Genomic DNA, 17047 nt, shown 5'->3' on the forward strand with positions numbered 1-17047 from the left:
CGGCGGTGGCCGGCCGCCTGTGGTGCGGCTTTGCCTGCCCGCAGACGGTGTACACCGAAATCTTCCTCTGGATAGAGCGCAAGGTGGAGGGCGACCGCACGGCCAGGCTGCGCCTGGACGGTGCGCCGTTTTCGCTGGAAAAGCTGGTCAAGAAGTGGTTCAAGCACATCCTCTGGATAGGTGTGGCCATGTGGACCGGTTTTACCTTCGTCGCCTATTTCGTGCCGGCGCGCGAGCTGATCCTGCAGTTCCTGCAGACCAAGATGGGCGGCTGGGAAATCTTCTGGGTGCTGTTCTACGGCTTTGCCACTTACGGCAATGCCGGCTTCCTGCGCGAGCAGGTGTGCAAATACATGTGCCCCTATGCGCGATTCCAGAGCGCGATGTTCGACAAGGACACGCTGATCGTGAGCTACGACCCGGCGCGCGGCGAGCCGCGCGGCGCCCGCTCACGCCATGCCGACATCGCCGCCTTGTCCCTGGGGGCCTGCGTCGATTGCACGCTGTGCGTGCAGGTTTGCCCGACCGGCATAGACATCCGCGAGGGCCTGCAGTACGAATGCATAGGCTGCGCGGCCTGTGTGGACGTCTGCGACGGCGTGATGGACAAGATGGGTTATGCGCGCGGCCTGATCCGCTTCACCACCCAGAACGCGCTGGCCGGGAAATGGACCGCCTCACACATGCTGCGCCGCGTGCTGCGCCCGCGTGTGCTGGTCTACACCACGCTGCTGGGCGTGTTGTGCCTGGCGCTGCTGTGGAGCCTGGTGGCGCGCATGCCGCTGAAGGTGGACGTGGTGCGCGACCGCGCGGCGCTCTCGCGCATCGCGGCCGGTGGAAAGCTGGAAAACGTCTACCGCCTGCAGATCATGAACGCCACGGAGCAGCCCCAGCGCTATCGCCTCGTGGCGGCCGGGCTCGAGGGCCTGGCGGTCGCGTCGGAGGCCGAAGTCGGCGTAGGCCCCACCGAATCGCGCTGGGTCGCGGTGCGGCTGCAGATTCCCTATGGCTCGGCCGAGGCCGGCTCGCACCCCATCACGTTCCGCGTCGCCGATGAAAGCGGGCGCGCCCATGTCGAAGAAAAATCCGTGTTCCTGGTTCCACGATGAAAGGCCTTTCATGACAAGCATTCCCACCCAAACCGCCCCCTGGTGGAAATACGGCCATGTCTGGCTGGTGATTTCCGGGCCCGTGATGGTCGTCGCGGCCGGCGTGGTAACGACCTTCCTGGCCGTCAAGTACCCGGACGCCGTGATCATCGGCCAGAAGCCGGCGCGGGCCTCGCGCACCGGCGAGCCGGGTCAGCCCAGGGCCCTGGCCCCGGCCCTGGAAGGGCGCAACCACGCGGCCACACCCGACAAGGCCGCGCGGCCCTGACGGTCCCGCTGGCCCGCAATCCCAAAAAAAGGAGGCAATGTGATGTCAGCCAACAAGATACTGGGCATTGCCTGGCCGGCCTTCCTGGCGGCCTGCCTGCTGGAGCTGCTGCTGTTCGGGCTGTTCGACCCCCAGGAGATGCTCAGGGACGGGCAACCGGCCGGGTTGTCGCGCCTGGCTTTTCAGACGGCCGTGTTTTTTGTTTTCTGGTTCGCCTGCGCGGCCTCCAGCGCGCTGAGCGTGCTGCTGACCGGGCCCGCACCGGACGCGGGGCCGGCGGCTTCACGCCGGACGCGGGCGGATCCCGCAGGTGAGGACTGAAAGCGGCACAGGCGCGCCGGTGTCCGAAACGGGGCAGGGCGGTAAGATCGGGCCCTCACTCCCGAACTGCGCCATGTCCCTTTTCCCCCACGTTGGCGATGCGGTGCCCAGGCGCCGGCGCTCCATGGCCATCGTACTGGCCGTGATGGCCACCCTGGCGCTGCTGGCCGCCCTCCATTTGATATCCAGCCCGCATTCACTGCCGGGCCTGCCGCTGGTCGCGGCGCTGGCCGCCGCCACCTGCGGCATGGCCTGGCTGGTGGCCGGGCGCGATGCGGCCCGCGACCGGGCGGGCAAGCAGGCGCTTGAAGGCGCGGACGCGAGGCTGGCGGGCCTGCTGGACTCGGCCATGGACGCCATCATCACCGTGGACAGCGAGCAGAACGTGATCCTCTACAACAAGGCCGCCGAAAAAATCTTCGGCTGGCCCACGCCCGAGATGCTGGGCCAGCCGCTCACGCGACTGATCCCGCCGCGGCACCAGGCCGCGCACGGCGGGCAGCTCAGGCGTTTCGGCCAGACCGGCACGACCTCGCGGCGCATGGGGGACGGCACGGTGCTGTATGGGCTCAGGGCCAGCGGCGAGGAATTCCCGCTGGAGGCCTCGATCTCGCAACTGGACACCGCGCATGGGAAGCTGTACACCGTGATCCTGCGCGACGTGACCGAACGCGTGCGCGCCGCCGAAGAATTGAGCGCCTTCGCCTCGGCGGCCCACGCCATCCGCGAAAGCGAGAAAACCCGTATCGCGCGCGAGCTGCATGACGAGCTCGCGCAGTCGCTGACGGCGATCAAGATGGACGCCACCTGGGTCCGGGAAGCCATGCCCCGCGATGCGCAGGCCCTGCGGGCCAAGCTCGACGACATGCTGGGCCTGCTGGACACCACCGTCGCCGCCACGCGCCGCATCGCGTCGGACTTGCGGCCGCTGCTGCTGGACGACCTGGGCCTGGTGCCGGCCATCGAGTGGCTGACCCACAATTTCAGCCAGCGCCACGGCGTGTTGTGCCGGCTCTCGCTCGACGAGGAAGTCGAGCTGGGCGAACCCTATGCCACGGCGGTGTTCCGCATCGTGCAGGAGTCGCTGGTGAATGTGGCCAAGCATGCGGGCGCGTCGCGGGTCGAGGTGCGAATCGAGAGGACGGGCGCGGCGGTGGTCCTTGAAGTGGCCGACGACGGCGCCGGCTTCGCGCTGGAAGCGCCACGCAAGACCAGTTCGCTGGGCCTGATGGGCCTGCGCGAACGGGCCCGGCTGCTGCAGGGGACGGTGGACATCGATACGGTGCCGGGCCGGGGCACACGCATCCGCGTCAGCATCCCGGTACCGGAAACAGGAGACATCACGTGATCAGGATTGTGATTGCCGACGACCACGCCATCGTGCGCGAGGGGCTCAAACGCATCGTGTCGTCCATTGCGGACATGGAGGTCGCGGGCGAGGCCGGCAACGGCACGGAAGTCATGCAGCGCGTGCGCGAGCTGGCTTTCGACGTGCTGGTGCTGGACCTGTCCATGCCCGGGCGCAGCGGCATGGAACTGATCAAGCTGGCCCGCGCCGAAAAGCCGCAGCTGCGCATCCTGGTGCTGAGCATGCACCAGGAGCTGCAGTATGCGGTGCGGGCCATCAAGAACGGCGCCAGCGGCTACCTGACCAAGGAAAGCGCGCCGGCCCAGCTGGAGCAGGCGCTGCGCAAGGTGGCCTCGGGCGGTGCCTTTATCAGCGCCGAAGTGGCCGAGCAGCTCGCGTTGGGCGCCATGCCCGGCAGCGAGGCGGTGCCGCACGAAAGCCTGTCCAACCGCGAGTTCGAGGTGCTGCAGCTGCTGGCAGCCGGCGTTTCCCTGACGGACATCGGGACCAGGCTGAACCTCTCGGTCAAGACCGTCAGCACCCACAAGACCAACCTCATGCAAAAGATGGGCTTGCAAAACCAGAACGAGCTGATCCGCTATGCGCTCAAGCATGGGCTGAGCGAGCCGCTGGACCCCTGAGCCTCGCCGGCATCCCGGTGGATGCGCCTTGTGTTGACAAGGGTCAATACGGCCGGGGATGAATCTTCCTACAGTCAAGGCATCCCAACCTGATTGAACCGGAGGTGTTCCATGGGCAACGAACTCAAACAACTGCTGGTCCACGCCGATGCCACGCCGCAATTCGCGCAGCGCCTTGAATTTGCCGGCCGGCTTGCCGCCCTGCACGGCGCCGGCATCACGGCGCTGTATGCCTCGCCTTCGGCTTCCGAGGCGCTTCCGGTGGCCTCCGGCATTCCCGGCCTGGCCGTGAAGCGCGAAAACACGCAGGACACCGAACTGGCGCGGGCGCGCTCCGTGTTTGAGCAACTCAAGCCCGCGGGGTTGCGGGCAAGCTGGGCGGAAGTCCATGAGTTCCCGCTGGTGCCGGCCTTTGCGCAGCAGGCGCTGTATGCCGACCTGCTGGTGCTGGGCCAGCACGGCCCGGGCGAGGGCTGGTCCACCTTGATGCCCGCGGATTTCCCGGAAACCGTGATCGCCCTGAGCGGCCGACCTGCGCTGGTGCTGCCCTATACCTCGGCGAAACCCGGCTTGCCGGGCACTGTGGTGATCGCCTGGAAGCCCGGCCCCGGGGCCGCGCGCGCCGTGACGGCGGCGCTGCCCCTGCTGCGCAAGGCCGGCGCGGTGCATGTCCTGAGCTGGGGTTCCGACCCGGCGGCGGCCGCCGGTGAAGTCCCGAATATCGTCTCCTACCTGAAGGCCCACGGCGTGCGCGCCGGCTGGCAACACGAAGCGGCGGAGCCCGACAACCTGGGCGAGCTGCTGCTGTCGCGCGCCTTCGACCTGCAGGCGGACCTGCTGGTGATGGGCTGTTACGGCCATACCCGCGCCCATGAATGGGTGCTGGGCGGCGCGTCCCGCACCGTGCTCAAAAGCATGACGCTGCCGGTGCTGATGGCGCACTAGGAAAATTCCGAGCCGGGCTAGGAGCCCAGGCGCTGGCAAACCAGCGTTATCCGAGCCGGGCTTTCAGCAAAGCCCGATGTCCCGAATGCGCCGCCTGCGCGACAGTAGGGGCATGCAACATTCCACCCCGCCCATCCGGGTTTTCCTGGCCGATGATTCGGCGCTGAGCCGCAGCCGGGTGACCGCGATGCTGCTCAACCAGGGCATGGAAATCGCGGGGCAGGCCGATACGCCGGAGTCGGCGATATCCGGCATCCTGGCAGTCCGGCCCGAGGTGGTGGTGCTCGACGTGCAGTTCGAGAAGGGCACGGGCATGCAGGTGCTGCGAGCCGTCCTCACGGCCGCGCCGGGCATCCCTTTCATCATCTTGAGCAACCACGCCGAGCCGGCCTACCGCACACGCTACCTGGCCGCCGGTGCCGCCCGCTTTCTTGACAAGCACGCCGAGTTCTATGACCTCGCCGGCCAGGTGAAAGCCGTGGCCAGGCTTGCGCAAGCCCAGCATCCCGATCAACCCGTTTTTTCCTCTCAACTCAAGGAGCCGTCATGTCACTAGCCCATCCATCGGCCGGCACTGCTTCGCAGCCGCTCAATTTCAGCAAGACCTTGCCGATCAAGGCGATTCCGCCTCTGACGACCCACTGTTCAAACTGCAACCTGCGCGACCTGTGCCTGCCTTGCGGCATGAAACCGGCCGACGTGGACGGCCTGGACGATCTCCACTTCAGCCGCACCAAGGTCAAGGCGGGGCAGGCGCTCTACCATGAGGGCCAGGCCTTCCGCAATATCTACGCGGTGCGCATGGGCACCTTCAAATCCAGCCTGACGCTGGCGGACGGCCGCGAGCAGGTCAGTGGCTTCCGCATGGCGGGTGAACTGATGGGCCTGGACGGCATCGCCAACGGCGCCTATGCCAGCAACTCCACGGCGCTTGAGGACACCGAGGTCTGCACCATCCCCTACGACCAGATCAGCGCCCTGGCGACGAACAGCACCGACCTGCAGCAGGCCGTCAGCCGCCTGATGAGCCGCGAGATCGTCAGGGAGCACAGCCTGATGATGCTGCTGGGCAGCATGAATGCCGAGGAGCGCCTGGCCGCCTTTTTGCTGAACCTGTCGCAGCGGCTCAAACTGCGCGGCTACTCGCCCAGCGAGTTCCACCTGCGCATGTCGCGCGCCGAAATCGGCAGCTACCTGGGCATGAAGCTGGAGACCGTGAGCCGCACCTTCTCGGCCTTCCAGCAGCAGGGCATTCTTGAAGTCGACAAGCGGCATATCCGCATCCTCGATGCCGCGGCGCTCACGAGCGTCTTCGAGGCGCGGGTTCATTAAGAACCTGTTCCCGGCCTAAACCGGGCCGGCCATGGCCTCTGAAGTCGGCCTCCCGGAAAAATCCGTCCACTGCCGCCGCTCGAAGTCATAGAGCTTGCAGCGGCGCGCCGTGCCGAAGTACCAGCGCCAGGAAAACGGCTGCACCACGATGTGGCCCGGCAGCCTGGCCTCCAGCACGGCCTGGGCCTGCTTGAGGCGGTACAGCGGCACACCCATGTCCACGTGATGCGCGGTGTGCTCCATGATGTGGTGCAGCGCCGCGCCGAAAAAGCCGTTGAAGCGCAGGTGCACGGTGGTCGAGACAAAGGGGTTGGCGGCCGACCAGTCTTTTTTGTTGTCGTACCAGGCGATGCGGGTGTGCGTGTGGTGCACATAGACCACAAAACCCATCAAGGCCTTCCACACCAGCAAAGGCAGAAAAAAGCCGACGGCGAGCAGCCAGGCGGCTGATTGGCCGGTGGCCGGTGCAGCCATCACCAGGCCCGCGACCCAGGCCGCGGCGACGGCGGTGACCAGCAGGCTGTCGGCAACAAAAATGCCGCGCCGGGTGGGCATCACGGCTTTGGACGGAAAGTAAAGCCGCTTCCACCAGATCTCCACCGCGTAATAGAGCCAGGGCGCCCAGCCGCTGCGGTAGGCGCGTTCCAGCCATTGTTTCCAGGCGGGCATGCGCTCATAGGCTTGCAGGGTCGCGGGCTGCCAGACGAAGTCAAAGCCGCTGAGGTTGGTGTAGCCGTGGTGCACGACGTTGTGCCCCACGTCCCACAGGCTGTAGGGCGTGAGCGAGGGCAGGAACAGCAGCCGGCCCAGCCAGCGGTTGAGCCGGCGGTGCGGCGTAAAGCTCTGGTGGCAGGCGTCGTGGCCCAGGATAAACAGCCTGGCGATCATGAAGCCGGCCGCCAGGCCCATGAGCACCTGCAGCGCAGGATGGCGCGCGAGCACCGCGCCGGCCATGCAGGCGGCGAACAGCGCAAAGTCCGCCATGGACAGCGCCAGGGCGATGCCGGTGTTTTTGGCCGTGATGGGGGCCAGCCAGGCGCGGAGGATTTTCCGATGGGGAAGGGGCGTTGCCGGGGTGAGGGCTTGGGTGGTGGAAGTGGAGGAGGTGGAGGGCATGAGGGGTGAAGGGTTGGCGCCGGGGCGCCTGGGCCTGGGGCAATGGGGAAGTCCGCAGCTTAAGGTGCCCTGCCTGCGCGCGCTTTGACGCAGGTCAAGCCCTCCGCATACCGCATGCGCGCGGCGCCGCGCAGACCATGGGCTGCGTTGATCCACATCAATGCAAACGAGGCGCGCCGGCGGCACAGTGGAGGCCTCACTTCCTGAAACACCCCATGTCCGCTGTATTACCCCAGGCCCTCAAGCGTTTCGACATCTCGGGCCCCCGCTACACCTCCTTTCCCACGGCGGACCGCTTTGTCGAGGCCTTTAGCGCCGCCGACCACGGTCGCGCGCTGGACGACAGGCGCTCGCGGGCCGAAGCGTCGGCGGCGCCGCTGTCGCTCTATGTGCACATCCCGTTCTGCGAGTCGCTGTGCTACTACTGCGCCTGCAACAAGATCATCACCAAACAGCATGGGCGCTCGGCCGCCTACCTGGGCTACCTGGAGCGCGAAGTCGCGTTGTACACGGCGCGCCTGGGCGCCGGCCAGACCGTCAGCCAGCTGCACCTGGGCGGGGGCACGCCGACTTTTCTCTCCGACGAAGAACTGGCCCGCCTGATGGACATGCTCAGGCGCAATTTCGACATCGTGGCCGGCGCGGAGCTGTCCATAGAGGTGGATCCGCGCACCGTGGACCAGGCCCGGCTTGCCGCCCTGGCCGCCCTGGGTTTTAACCGCCTGAGTTTCGGCGTGCAGGATTTCGATCCCGACGTGCAGAAAGCCGTGCACCGTGTCCAGCCCGCGGAGCAGGTGTTCGCGCTGGTGGCCCAGGCGCGCGCGCTCGGGTTTGAGTCCATCAACGTCGACCTGATTTACGGCCTGCCGCGGCAGACGCAGACCTCGTTCGCGCGCACCATACGCCAGGTCGAGGAACTCAGGCCGGACCGCATCGCGCTTTATGCCTATGCGCATTTGCCGGAGCGCTTCAAGCCGCAGCGCCACATCCCGACGGCCTTGCTGCCGGCGGCCGAGGACAAGGCCGCCATGCTGGCCGAGGCCATGGCGCGTTTGCAGGGCGCGGGCTACCAGTACATCGGCATGGACCATTTCGCGCTGGCCGGCGATGCCCTGGCCGTGGCCGCCCGCGAGGGCCGGCTGCACCGCAACTTCCAGGGTTACAGCACCCAGCCCGACCGCGACCTGCTGGGCCTGGGCGTGTCGGCCATTGGCGCGGTAGGCGCCAGCTACAGCCAGAACGCCAAAACCATGGAGGAGTACTGCGACCTGCTGGACCAGGGGCGTTTTCCGGTCACGCGCGGCCTGGCACTGAGCCGGGACGACCTGGCGCGGCGCGCGGTGATCATGGCCATCATGTGCCAGGGCCAGGTGTGGTTTGAAGCGGTGGAGCTTGCCTGGATGCTGGACTTCAAGCGCTATTTCGCGGCGGAGCTCGAACGCCTGCGCGAACTGGAAGACGCCGGCCTGGTCGTGCTGTCCGACAACGGCATCCGCGTCACGCCCGAGGGCCGTTTCGTCTTGAGGGCGGTGGCCATGGTGTTTGACCGCTACCTGCAGGCGGACCTCAACCGCAGCCGCTTTTCGCGCATTATTTAGGCGTCCATGAGCTACGCGCTTGCCACCACGGCCTTGCTGATGGGCCTGGCCGGAGGACCGCATTGCGCCGTGATGTGCGGCGCGGCCTGCGGCGGGCTGAGAAACATGGGCCGCATGGACACAAAGCAGCGGCCGCCATCGCCGCTGCTCTTTCAGGCCGGGCGGCTGGTGGGCTATTCCACCGCGGGCGCGGCCGCCGCCGCGGCGGTGCAAAGCCTTGCCTGGATGGCGGAACACGCCGCCGCGTTCAAGCCGGTATGGACGCTGTTTCATCTGGCCGTGCTGGGTTGGGGCCTGATGCTGGTGGTGAAGGCCAGCCAGCCGGCCTGGGCGGACCGGGCAGGGCGCTCGGCCTGGTCCAGGCTGGGTGCGGTGGCCGCATCGCGGGGCGGCATGTTTTCGGTGGGCGCGCTGTGGGCCTTTATGCCTTGCAGCCTGCTGTATTCGGCGCTGCTGGTGGCCTCGCTGGGCGGCGACGCGCTGCAGGGCGCACTCGCCATGGCGGCTTTTGCACTGGGCAGCGGCGTCTCCTTGCTGCTCGCGCCGCGGCTGCTGGCCGGATTACGGCAGGCCGGCAACGGCCTGGGCGGGGAGCTTGGCGTGCGCGCGGGCGGCGGCGTGCTGGTGCTGGCCGCCCTTTACGGCCTGTGGGGCGACATGACACACCGCATCGCCCAGTGGTGCGGCCTGGCCTGAAGCGCCGGTCACCTTTTCTCACATTTGATCCATTGAACCGGCCGGGCCGGTGCTTGACGAATAAATAACCATTTGGTTATGATTTGACCATGCAAGCCCTCGCGAACGAAGTCTTCAAAGCCCTGGCCGACCCGACACGCCGGGCGATCTTTGAACGCCTAGCCCGCGACGGGGAGCAGACCGTGCGCGCTTTGACCGACCGCGCCGGTGTGTCGCAGCCCGCGGTGTCCAAACACCTGCGCGTGCTCAAGCAGGCCAGGCTGGTGAACGACAGGCAGCAGGGCCGCGAGACGCATTACAGCGCCCAGCCGCTGGCGCTCGCGCCGCTGCGCGACTGGGTGAGCACCTATGGCGCGTTCTGGAATGAACGCTTCGACGACCTTGAATCACTGTTGAAAAGGATGGACCAATGACCCAAACCGCCGCCGAAACACGCTCCGTTGTTGTTGAACGGGAGATTCCCTACCCGCCGGCCAAAATCTGGCGCGCCTTGACGCAGCCACACCTGATCGCGGAATGGCTCATGAAGAACGACTTCCAGCCCGTTGTGGGCCACGGCTTCAAGCTCAGCGCCGACTGGGGTTCCGTCGACTGCGAGGTGAAAACCGTCGAAGCCGACAAAACGCTGTCCTACACCTGGGCCGCCTACGGCCTGGAGAGCGTGGTCACCTGGACGCTCACGCCCACCGGCACGGGCACCCGTTTGCGCATGGAGCAGGCGGGCTTCCGCACCGACCAGGAACAGGCTTACCAGGGCGCAAAACACGGCTGGCAACAGTTCTTCGGCCAGCTCGAGCAGGTGCTGGCGCGGGCGGGTTGACACGCGCATTCTTTGCAAGGAGGCTCCGAGATGAATGCAACGGACACAAAGACCCGCGCGAAACCGGTGCTGCTCGCGGGCGGCAACCCGCAGATCGCCAAAGGCGAGGGCGACGCGCCGGTGCAAGCCTATATCGCGGCCATGCCGGGCTGGAAAAGCGATGTCGGGCGGCGCCTGGACGCGCTGATCATGCGCACCGTGCCCGGTGCGCACAAGGCCGTCAAATGGAACTCGCCGTTTTACGGCGTAGCGGACCAGGGTTGGTTCCTGAGCTTTCATTGCTTCACGCACTACGTCAAAGTAGCCTTTTTTCGCGGCGCCTCTTTGCGTCCCCTGCCTCCAGTCGAGTCAAAAAGCCGGGACACGCGCTATGTCCACATCCACGAGGACGGCCGGTTCGACGAGGCCCAGCTGACCGCCTGGATCCGGCAGGCCAGCGAATTGCCTGGCGAAAAAATGTGATCGGCTAAAACCCTGAAGAAAGCCATATCCACCATGAAAAAAGCCACGAGCAGCGACGCCAAAGCCAGCGAGGGCGCTTCCGCCTCCGCGCAGATAGACCTGAAGATCCGTGAGCTCGGCGACTGGCGCGGCGAGACGCTGGCCCGCATCCGCAAGATCATCCAGCAAGCGCTTCCCGACGTGGTCGAGGAGCTCAAATGGCGCGGGGTTCCGGTCTGGTCGCACGGCGGCATCATCTGCACCGGCGAGACCTACAAAAGCACCGTGAAGATGACTTTCGCCAAGGGTGCCAGGCTTGAGGACCCGGCAGGCCTCTTCAATTCCAGCCTCGAAGGCAACACCCGTCGCGCCATCGATATCCACGAAGGCGACACCATCGATGAAAAGGCCTTGAAGGCACTGGTGCGCGCCGCCGCGGCGCTGAACGGTAAGCCTTAGTCCCGGCGGTCCACGGCGGCGCGAGCTGCCGGCCGGACAGCCGAACCAGGCTGAACCCCTGAATCCGTAAGCTTGCGTTTCCGGCCGCCTCCTCTAATTGGGGGATGCGGTATAGCCCAAAAGGTAGCAGAGTCATGTAGCAGGATGTATCCGGGCCTGGGAACAGGCCTGGCGCACTCCGGCAGCATGAACTGTCCCACCTGAAGGGAGAACCATGATGGCTTCGCAAGCGCCCGAAACCGCCGCGGCGATTGACCGCATCACCCTGCTTGATCCGCGGGTCGTGCAGGCCTGGTGCGCTGAATTGCAATGCACCGAGCACGAACTGCGCGCGGCCGTTTACGCCGTGGGGAGCGAACCCGGACAGGTCAGGCGCTATTTTGGCCGCCGCAGGGAAACGCCGGAAATGCTTGAAGACTGAGGGTTTCCCTGTAGGTTTTCCACCGAGCCTGAAACACGGCATCACCCGACCTCATGAATGATGTTGTTTTCGGATGATGCGGCATGAACACTTCAATCCACCACCCTGTGATCGAGGCCCCCGTGCCGGGGGAAGAGCACGAAAAAGTGTCCAGCACCAGCGAGCTCCTGCTCGGCCTGGCACTTGGTATCTGCGCGCTCGCGGCGGTGCATCTGGCGGGCTACGCGGTGCTCCTTATCGCGCCCGTGCTGAGGCGGCTTCTCGATCAGGCCTGAAACAGGGACCCTGCGCGGGCGGCTAGGCCGGCAAGGGTGCAATGGCCTCGCGAAGATACTTTTCCAGGGCCAGGACCACAGGCTGTCGCGAACCCGGGCCTTTGCGCAGGATGCCGATCTCGCGGTAAAACGTCTTGTCGCCCAAGTCAATCGCGCGCACGCCCGGCGGCAGGGGCAGGTAGGCCTCGACCATGGGTACCAGCGCGACTCCCAGGCCTTCAGCGACCAGCTTCATGAGGCCGGCGATTTCGTCGAGCTCGATGGCGTCGCGCACCGCGAGCTTGTTGTCGCGCAGGAAACGGGTCACCAGGCGGCCGCCGAAGGAGGTGCGCTCGTAGCGCAAAAAGGGCTGGGACTCGAGCAGCGCGCGCCAGTCCCGACCCTTGGTGCCCTGGCGGACCAGCAGCTTGAAGGGTTCGTGCATCAAGGGCAGCCAGCTCATCTCGGGCAGGATGCCGAAGGGCGGCCGGATCATGACGGCCGCGTCGATCTCGGCGCTGTCGAGCTGGTCCATCAGCTTCATGGAAACGCCGGGGAGGATGTTGACGAGCAGCCTGGGATTGTCTTTGCGCAGCGAGGCCAGCGCACGCGGCAGCACCGAGGATTGCACCGAGGCAATGGCGCCTATGCGCAGGGTGCCGGTGAGCTCCTCATCGCCGCCCGCATCGCCCAGCTTTGAATACAGCGCCACAATTTCCTCGGCGCGCGCCAGCACCCTGGCGCCGGCCTCGTTGAGCACGGCGGAGCGCCGTGTGCGGTCGAAAAGCGCCAAGCCCAGGGATTCCTCCAGCCGTTGGATCTGGCTGCTCACGGCGGACTGGGTCAGGCCGATCTGTTCACCGGCCGCGGAAAAGCCGCCGTAGCGCACGACCGCGATCAGGGTTTTGAGCTCGGTGATCATGAAGGCCCGCTTTGATTCATCGAAATTATTGATCCTCAGTTTGAATATATATCGTTTTTCAAACTCCATGAATCACCCTAAAGTAGGGCTTTCACGATTTCTCGAGGCTCACGATGACCGTACACAACACCGCCGCACCCGCCAAGGGTCTCCCGCCATTCCACCTGGCATTCCCCGTCCATGACCTGGCCGTGGCGCGCCAGTTCTACGGTGAACTGCTGGGCTGCGCCGAAGGCCGCAGCTCCAATGAATGGGTGGATTTCAATTTTTACGGCCACCAGATCGTGGCCCATCTGGCGCCGGAAGAATGCGGCCATCGCCAGACCAGCGCGGTGGACGGCCACAACGTTCCCGTGCGCCATTTCGGCGCGATTTTGTCGCTGCCCGAGTGGGACACGCTGGCGGCGCGCCTGAAGGCGGCCGGCACGAAATTCGTCATCGAGCCTTATGTGCGTTTCAAGGGCGAGCCGGGCGAGCAGGCCACCATGTTTTTCCTGGACCCCTCCGGCAACGCCATCGAGTTCAAGGCCTTTGCCTCACTTGACAACCTGTTTGCCAAGTGACATGAGCCATTTCAGGGAAGTCGCCCTCCAGCACGCGAGCCGGCTGATTAACCACGGCCCCACGGTGCTGGTGACCAGCGCGCACGGCACGGCGCGCAATGTGATGGCGGCCGCCTGGTCCATGCCGGTGGAGTTCGTTCCGCCGCGTATCTCCGTGGTGATCGACAAGAAAACCTATACGCGCGAACTCATCATGGCCAGCGGCGGCTTCGGCATCTGCATTCCGGGCAGCGCCCTGGCCGCTTTGACGCATGCGGTGGGCAGCGAGTCCGGCCGCACGGTCGACAAGTTCGCGCACTACGGCCTGCAGGCCCGCAACGGTCCGGTCCTGGGCATGCCCTTGCTGGAGCAGGGCTGCGCGGCCTGGCTGGAGTGCCGGCTGATCCCGGAGCCGCACACCGAGGACGCTTACGACACCTGTTTTGCGGAAGTCGTGGCCGCGGCTGCCGATGAACGTGTGTTCCAGAACGGGCACTGGCGCTTCGGAGACGACAACCGCGAGCTGCAGACCATCCATCACCTGGGCGGCGGCAATTTTGTCAGGTCGGGTGGGATGTTTTATGCGGGGGACGCGGCGATGGCGCGGCCGCAGGCCAAGCCGGCCTGAGGGCAATGCCGGCGGCATGGGCAAAAAAATCCCGCAGTTGTCATGCGGGATGAAGTTGTCACCACCAAAGTGACAGGAGAGACAACAGGGAGAAACTCAGCGGGCCGGGCTCAATCCGCCTGGATGTTCGCGGCCTTGACGACCTTGGCCCACTTGGCAAGGTCGGACTTGATCAATGCGGCGTATTCCTGGGGTGTGCCGCCCTGGATTTCTATACCGGCGGCTTCGAGCCTGGCCCTGACGTCGGGCAGCCTGAGCGCTGCATTTATCTCGGCATTGAGGCGGGTGATGACGGCCGGCGGCGTGCCGGCCGGCGCGAGGAAACCGCCGTTGGTGTTGGCGTCATAGCCCTTGAGTCCCTGCTCGTCGGCCGTCGGGACGTCCGGCAGCGACAGGGTTCGTTTGCGCGTCGACACGGCGAGCGCCCGGACGTTGCCGGCCTTGACCTGCGACTGGATCGCGCTGATGGTGTCTATGTACAGCGCGGTGCGCCCCGCCAGCAGATCCGGGTGGGCGGCCGAAGAGCCCTTGTAAGGCACCAGCAGCATTTGCGCGCCGCTGGCCATGCGGAACATTTCGGCCGCCATTTCCTGGGCGCTGCCGCGGCCCGAGGTGGCGACCTTGGCCTGCTCCGGGTTGGCTTTCATCCAGGCGACGAACTCGGGCAGGGTCCTGGCCGGAATCTGCGGGTACATGGCAAACACCAGCGGAACCTCGTGGGTGTAGACGATGGGCTCGAAGCTTTTTTCGGGGTCCCAGCCGAGGTTTTTGAACAGGAACTTGTTGGTGTTGTGGCTGCCGCCCACGATGCCGATGGTGTAGCCGTCGGGCGCGGACTTGGCGAGGACTTCGGTGCCCAGGTTGTTGGAGGCGCCGGGCCGGTTGTCGACGATCACCGGCTGCCCCATGGAGGCCGCCAGCTTGTCGCCGACGACCCGGGCGATGGTGTCTATGGCGCCGCCGGGCGGCGCGGGCACGATGATCTTGATGGGGCGCGTGGGGTAGGCCTGGGCGATGGCCAGGGCCGGGACCAGCGCCAGCGAGGCTGAAACGGCAAGGGCCTTGATGAGGGTTATGCGCGGCATGTTTGTCTCCATGTTTAAGGTTCGGATCCGCTCACCTTATTGCGTGGTGATCTTGCGGCTGCGGATGATCTGGGCGTAGCGGTTTTTGTCCGCTGAAATCAGTTTTGAGAATTCCTGCGGCGAGGTGGTGCGCGGCACGGCCCCCAGCGAGGCGAAACGCGCCTTGACCGCTTCATCGGCCATGACGGCGCGCACGTCGGCGGCGATCTTTTCCACCAGATCGGGCGGCGTGCCCGCGGGCGCCAGCAAACCTATCCATGAAATCGCGTTAAAGCCCGGGAGCGCGCTTTCCGCGAGGGTAGGCACATCGGGCAGGGCGGCGACGCGCTTGTCGCCGGTCACGGCCAGGGCGCGAAGTTTGCCGGCCTTGATGTGACCCGAAGCTTCCAGCACGGTCATGAAAGACAGCTGCACATGGCCCGCGATGAGGTCGGCGATGGCCGGCCCGCCGCCGCGGTAGGGCACATGCAGGATGAAGGTGCCGGTCTGGTCCTTGAACATCTCGGCCGCGAGGTGGGGCGCGCCGCCGGCGCCTGAACTGCTGTAGGTCAGCTGGCCGGGCCGGGACTTGGCCTGCGCAATGAATTCGGCGGCGGTCTTCGCGGGGATCGCCGGGTTGACCATCATGGCCAGCGGCAATTCGGCCACCAGCGAAACCGGGGCAAAGGCCGTATCCGGGTCATAGGGCAGCCTGGGATACAGCGAGGGATTGATGGCCTGCGTACCGATATTGCCCAGCAGCAAGGTGTAGCCGTCACGCGGCGCCTTGGCCACGAAGTCGGCGCCAATCTGCCCGGCCGCGCCGCCCTTGTTGTCGACGATCACGGGCTGGCCCCAGCGCTTGGTCAGCTGCTCGGCAATGATGCGGCCACCCGTGTCGCTGCCGCCGCCGGGCGGGAAGGGGACCACCAGCGTGACCGGCCGGGTGGGAAAGGTCTGCGCGCCAGTGCCGGTGCAGGCGAGGGCGGCCACGGCGAAAGCCATGGCAAGGGCGAGGGGTTTGTTGATCATTTCTTGTCTCCGTCATTTGTTTTTAGGATCGGTTTGCAAAAGGCGAAAGCGGGGCCTAGGTCGTCAGGCTCATGGCCGGTCGCTGCCCCGCCAGGGCCTGGGCGATGCTGTCCAGCACCATCTCGCCCATGGCGGTCCGGGTTTCCCAGGTGGCGCTGGCACGGTGGGCCTGCAGCGTCACGGCGTCGGATTGGCGCAGCGCCTGGGGCACGCGGGGTTCGTCGACAAAGACGTCCAGGCCCGCGCCGGCAATGCGGCCGGCGGCCAGGGCCTCCGTCAGGTCGGCTTCGTTGACCAGGCGGCCGCGCGCGATGTTGACCAGGAAGCCGCGTGGGCCCAAGGCGTCAAGCACGGCGGCATTGATGATGCCTTCGGCCTTGTCGGCCGCGGCGCAGAGCACCAGCGCATCGGAGCCGCGCGCCAGCGCCAGCAGGTCAGGCACATAAGGATGGGCAACGCCGTTGATGGGCTGCAGGTCGGTGTAGCTGACAGGGCAGGCAAAGGCCGCGGCCCGCTGTGCCACGGCGCGCCCGACCCGGCCCATGCCGACGATGCCCACGCGCATGCCGCTGAAGCGGCGGGCCAGCGGAAGGGCGCTGGGCTGGGGATGCAGCTCCCATTGGCCTTCGCGCACAAAGCGGTCGCCCGCGCACAGATTGCGGCAAGTGGCGATCAGCAGGCCTATGGCCAGATCGGCAACGTCTTCGGTCAGCGCACCCAGGGTCGCGGTGACGGGCAGGCCGCGGGCCCGGCAGTAGGCCAGGTCGACCGCGTCGGTGCCGACGCCGTTGACGGCCACCACCTTGAGGCCGGGCAGTTGCTCGAGCATGGCCCGTGAAATGCCGGTGTGCCCGCCGGTAATGGCGGCGTCCATGGACGCGCCATATTCCCGCAGCCAGGCTTGCGGGTCGGCCAGCTCGAACAGCTTGTGCACGGTGTAAAGGGAGGCCAGCTTGTCGTTGATGGCGGGAATCAGGATAGGGTTGAGTTGGAGGATCCGGGGTTTCATGGAGAGGGTTCAGTTCATGGGGCGAGGTGAAACGCATGGTATGAATGAATTGATCATGTCGTCAATATTGATGTATAAAAT

23 protein-coding genes are annotated in these 17047 nt (G+C 66.1%); 18 read left to right on the plus strand and 5 right to left on the minus strand.

The genetic code is table 11. The features are described 5' to 3' along the window. From ccoG to PMI15_RS22045, 8 genes are all read left to right on the plus strand, one after another. Positions 1-1109 (plus strand): cytochrome c oxidase accessory protein CcoG (gene ccoG / locus PMI15_RS22010; protein ID WP_007874371.1); only part of this gene is annotated, 1109 nt, incomplete at its 5' end. A 10-nt stretch (positions 1110-1119) separates the two neighbouring features. Then, positions 1120-1377: a hypothetical protein gene (locus tag PMI15_RS22015; protein WP_007874373.1), complete on the plus strand. Its 258-nt coding sequence runs from the start codon at positions 1120-1122 to the stop codon at positions 1375-1377. Positions 1378-1419: 42 nt separating this feature from the next. Further along, positions 1420-1698, plus strand: coding sequence for a hypothetical protein (locus tag PMI15_RS22020; protein ID WP_007874375.1), 279 nt, complete (start codon positions 1420-1422; stop codon positions 1696-1698). Positions 1699-1771: 73 nt separating this feature from the next. Beyond that, on the plus strand, positions 1772-3046 hold the full coding sequence (locus tag PMI15_RS22025; protein ID WP_238541172.1) for a PAS domain-containing sensor histidine kinase: 1275 nt from the start codon (positions 1772-1774) through the stop codon (positions 3044-3046). After that, positions 3043-3687 (plus strand): response regulator transcription factor, encoded by a 645-nt coding sequence (locus PMI15_RS22030; protein WP_007874381.1) that lies wholly within the window; start codon positions 3043-3045, stop codon positions 3685-3687. The genes PMI15_RS22025 and PMI15_RS22030 overlap by 4 nt, the downstream gene beginning before the upstream one ends. Positions 3688-3798: 111 nt before the next feature. Continuing rightward, positions 3799-4632: a universal stress protein gene (locus PMI15_RS22035; protein WP_007874382.1), complete on the plus strand. Its 834-nt coding sequence runs from the start codon at positions 3799-3801 to the stop codon at positions 4630-4632. 112 nt (positions 4633-4744) lie between these two features. Continuing rightward, positions 4745-5188: a response regulator transcription factor gene (locus tag PMI15_RS22040; RefSeq protein ID WP_157214715.1), complete on the plus strand. Its 444-nt coding sequence runs from the start codon at positions 4745-4747 to the stop codon at positions 5186-5188. Continuing rightward, entirely contained in the window at positions 5179-5964 is a 786-nt protein-coding gene (locus PMI15_RS22045; RefSeq protein WP_007874384.1) for a helix-turn-helix domain-containing protein, read from the plus strand. The genes PMI15_RS22040 and PMI15_RS22045 overlap by 10 nt, the downstream gene beginning before the upstream one ends. Positions 5965-5979: 15 nt before the next feature. Here the strand turns inward: PMI15_RS22045 and PMI15_RS22050 are convergent, their stop codons facing one another. Next, positions 5980-7080, minus strand: a complete 1101-nt coding sequence (locus PMI15_RS22050) for a fatty acid desaturase (RefSeq protein ID WP_007874388.1) — start codon at positions 7078-7080, stop codon at positions 5980-5982. Between the two features lie 215 nt (positions 7081-7295). Between PMI15_RS22050 and hemN the strand changes: the two genes are divergently transcribed. From hemN to PMI15_RS22090, 8 genes are all read left to right on the plus strand, one after another. Continuing rightward, the gene (gene hemN, locus PMI15_RS22055; protein ID WP_007874389.1) at positions 7296-8678 is read left to right on the plus strand and encodes an oxygen-independent coproporphyrinogen III oxidase; all 1383 of its coding nucleotides are present in this window, start codon (positions 7296-7298) and stop codon (positions 8676-8678) included. A 6-nt stretch (positions 8679-8684) separates the two neighbouring features. After that, positions 8685-9374 (plus strand): sulfite exporter TauE/SafE family protein, encoded by a 690-nt coding sequence (locus tag PMI15_RS22060; protein WP_007874390.1) that lies wholly within the window; start codon positions 8685-8687, stop codon positions 9372-9374. A gap of 89 nt (positions 9375-9463) precedes the next feature. Beyond that, complete coding sequence (locus PMI15_RS22065; protein WP_007874391.1) at positions 9464-9787, plus strand: helix-turn-helix transcriptional regulator; 324 nt, start codon at positions 9464-9466, stop codon at positions 9785-9787. After that, complete coding sequence (locus PMI15_RS22070; RefSeq protein WP_007874397.1) at positions 9784-10194, plus strand: SRPBCC domain-containing protein; 411 nt, start codon at positions 9784-9786, stop codon at positions 10192-10194. Before PMI15_RS22065 ends, PMI15_RS22070 begins: the two co-directional genes overlap by 4 nt. Positions 10195-10224: 30 nt before the next feature. After that, complete coding sequence (locus PMI15_RS22075) at positions 10225-10656, plus strand: DUF1801 domain-containing protein (RefSeq protein ID WP_007874399.1); 432 nt, start codon at positions 10225-10227, stop codon at positions 10654-10656. A gap of 33 nt (positions 10657-10689) precedes the next feature. Then, positions 10690-11094, plus strand: coding sequence for a DUF1801 domain-containing protein (locus PMI15_RS22080; protein ID WP_007874401.1), 405 nt, complete (start codon positions 10690-10692; stop codon positions 11092-11094). A 214-nt stretch (positions 11095-11308) separates the two neighbouring features. Next, on the plus strand, positions 11309-11515 hold the full coding sequence (locus PMI15_RS22085) for a DUF3606 domain-containing protein (protein ID WP_036840692.1): 207 nt from the start codon (positions 11309-11311) through the stop codon (positions 11513-11515). Positions 11516-11598: 83 nt separating this feature from the next. Then, complete coding sequence (locus PMI15_RS22090; RefSeq protein ID WP_007874405.1) at positions 11599-11790, plus strand: hypothetical protein; 192 nt, start codon at positions 11599-11601, stop codon at positions 11788-11790. A gap of 22 nt (positions 11791-11812) precedes the next feature. Here PMI15_RS22090 and PMI15_RS22095 read toward each other — a convergent pair whose 3' ends face one another. Further along, a complete protein-coding gene (locus PMI15_RS22095) occupies positions 11813-12691 on the minus strand; it encodes a LysR family transcriptional regulator (protein ID WP_036840709.1) in 879 nt (292 codons plus the stop codon). A 113-nt stretch (positions 12692-12804) separates the two neighbouring features. Here PMI15_RS22095 and PMI15_RS22100 point away from each other — a divergent pair, with 113 nt between their 5' ends. Together PMI15_RS22100 and PMI15_RS22105 are read left to right on the plus strand one after the other, a co-directional pair. Beyond that, positions 12805-13254, plus strand: a complete 450-nt coding sequence (locus PMI15_RS22100; protein WP_007874408.1) for a VOC family protein — start codon at positions 12805-12807, stop codon at positions 13252-13254. A 1-nt stretch (position 13255) separates the two neighbouring features. Then, positions 13256-13861 carry a flavin reductase family protein gene (locus tag PMI15_RS22105; protein ID WP_007874410.1) on the plus strand — a complete coding sequence of 202 codons (606 nt, stop codon included), beginning with the start codon at positions 13256-13258 and terminating at the stop codon, positions 13859-13861. A 110-nt stretch (positions 13862-13971) separates the two neighbouring features. Here PMI15_RS22105 and PMI15_RS22110 read toward each other — a convergent pair whose 3' ends face one another. The 3 genes from PMI15_RS22110 to PMI15_RS22120 form a co-directional block, all read right to left on the minus strand. After that, positions 13972-14946, minus strand: a complete 975-nt coding sequence (locus PMI15_RS22110; RefSeq protein ID WP_007874412.1) for a tripartite tricarboxylate transporter substrate binding protein — start codon at positions 14944-14946, stop codon at positions 13972-13974. A gap of 36 nt (positions 14947-14982) precedes the next feature. Then, complete coding sequence (locus PMI15_RS22115; protein ID WP_369751969.1) at positions 14983-15930, minus strand: Bug family tripartite tricarboxylate transporter substrate binding protein; 948 nt, start codon at positions 15928-15930, stop codon at positions 14983-14985. Between the two features lie 82 nt (positions 15931-16012). Further along, on the minus strand, positions 16013-16966 hold the full coding sequence (locus PMI15_RS22120; RefSeq protein ID WP_007874415.1) for a 2-hydroxyacid dehydrogenase: 954 nt from the start codon (positions 16964-16966) through the stop codon (positions 16013-16015). Between the last annotated feature and the right edge of the window lie 81 nt (positions 16967-17047).

The organism is Polaromonas sp. CF318, from assembly GCF_000282655.1.
In the GTDB taxonomy this organism is placed as follows: domain Bacteria; phylum Pseudomonadota; class Gammaproteobacteria; order Burkholderiales; family Burkholderiaceae_C; genus Polaromonas.

What these genes read in the sequence shown, in the direction of transcription:
- PMI15_RS22080 (WP_007874401.1), top strand. Translation starts at nt 10,690, where the DNA reads ATGAAAAAAGCCACGAGCAGCGACGCCAAAGCCAGCGAGGGCGCTTCC.
- PMI15_RS22040 (WP_157214715.1), top strand. Translation starts at nt 4,745, where the DNA reads ATGCAACATTCCACCCCGCCCATCCGGGTTTTCCTGGCCGATGATTCG.
- PMI15_RS22120 (WP_007874415.1), bottom strand. Translation starts at nt 16,966, where the DNA reads ATGAAACCCCGGATCCTCCAACTCAACCCTATCCTGATTCCCGCCATC.
- PMI15_RS22060 (WP_007874390.1), top strand. Translation starts at nt 8,685, where the DNA reads ATGAGCTACGCGCTTGCCACCACGGCCTTGCTGATGGGCCTGGCCGGA.
- PMI15_RS22075 (WP_007874399.1), top strand. Translation starts at nt 10,225, where the DNA reads ATGAATGCAACGGACACAAAGACCCGCGCGAAACCGGTGCTGCTCGCG.
- PMI15_RS22070 (WP_007874397.1), top strand. Translation starts at nt 9,784, where the DNA reads ATGACCCAAACCGCCGCCGAAACACGCTCCGTTGTTGTTGAACGGGAG.
- PMI15_RS22045 (WP_007874384.1), top strand. Translation starts at nt 5,179, where the DNA reads ATGTCACTAGCCCATCCATCGGCCGGCACTGCTTCGCAGCCGCTCAAT.
- PMI15_RS22100 (WP_007874408.1), top strand. Translation starts at nt 12,805, where the DNA reads ATGACCGTACACAACACCGCCGCACCCGCCAAGGGTCTCCCGCCATTC.
- PMI15_RS22015 (WP_007874373.1), top strand. Translation starts at nt 1,120, where the DNA reads ATGACAAGCATTCCCACCCAAACCGCCCCCTGGTGGAAATACGGCCAT.
- PMI15_RS22095 (WP_036840709.1), bottom strand. Translation starts at nt 12,691, where the DNA reads ATGATCACCGAGCTCAAAACCCTGATCGCGGTCGTGCGCTACGGCGGC.
- PMI15_RS22020 (WP_007874375.1), top strand. Translation starts at nt 1,420, where the DNA reads ATGTCAGCCAACAAGATACTGGGCATTGCCTGGCCGGCCTTCCTGGCG.
- PMI15_RS22090 (WP_007874405.1), top strand. Translation starts at nt 11,599, where the DNA reads ATGAACACTTCAATCCACCACCCTGTGATCGAGGCCCCCGTGCCGGGG.
- PMI15_RS22085 (WP_036840692.1), top strand. Translation starts at nt 11,309, where the DNA reads ATGATGGCTTCGCAAGCGCCCGAAACCGCCGCGGCGATTGACCGCATC.
- PMI15_RS22105 (WP_007874410.1), top strand. Translation starts at nt 13,256, where the DNA reads ATGAGCCATTTCAGGGAAGTCGCCCTCCAGCACGCGAGCCGGCTGATT.
- PMI15_RS22025 (WP_238541172.1), top strand. Translation starts at nt 1,772, where the DNA reads ATGTCCCTTTTCCCCCACGTTGGCGATGCGGTGCCCAGGCGCCGGCGC.
- PMI15_RS22110 (WP_007874412.1), bottom strand. Translation starts at nt 14,946, where the DNA reads ATGCCGCGCATAACCCTCATCAAGGCCCTTGCCGTTTCAGCCTCGCTG.
- PMI15_RS22115 (WP_369751969.1), bottom strand. Translation starts at nt 15,930, where the DNA reads ATGGCTTTCGCCGTGGCCGCCCTCGCCTGCACCGGCACTGGCGCGCAG.
- PMI15_RS22035 (WP_007874382.1), top strand. Translation starts at nt 3,799, where the DNA reads ATGGGCAACGAACTCAAACAACTGCTGGTCCACGCCGATGCCACGCCG.
- PMI15_RS22050 (WP_007874388.1), bottom strand. Translation starts at nt 7,080, where the DNA reads ATGCCCTCCACCTCCTCCACTTCCACCACCCAAGCCCTCACCCCGGCA.
- hemN (WP_007874389.1), top strand. Translation starts at nt 7,296, where the DNA reads ATGTCCGCTGTATTACCCCAGGCCCTCAAGCGTTTCGACATCTCGGGC.
- PMI15_RS22065 (WP_007874391.1), top strand. Translation starts at nt 9,464, where the DNA reads ATGCAAGCCCTCGCGAACGAAGTCTTCAAAGCCCTGGCCGACCCGACA.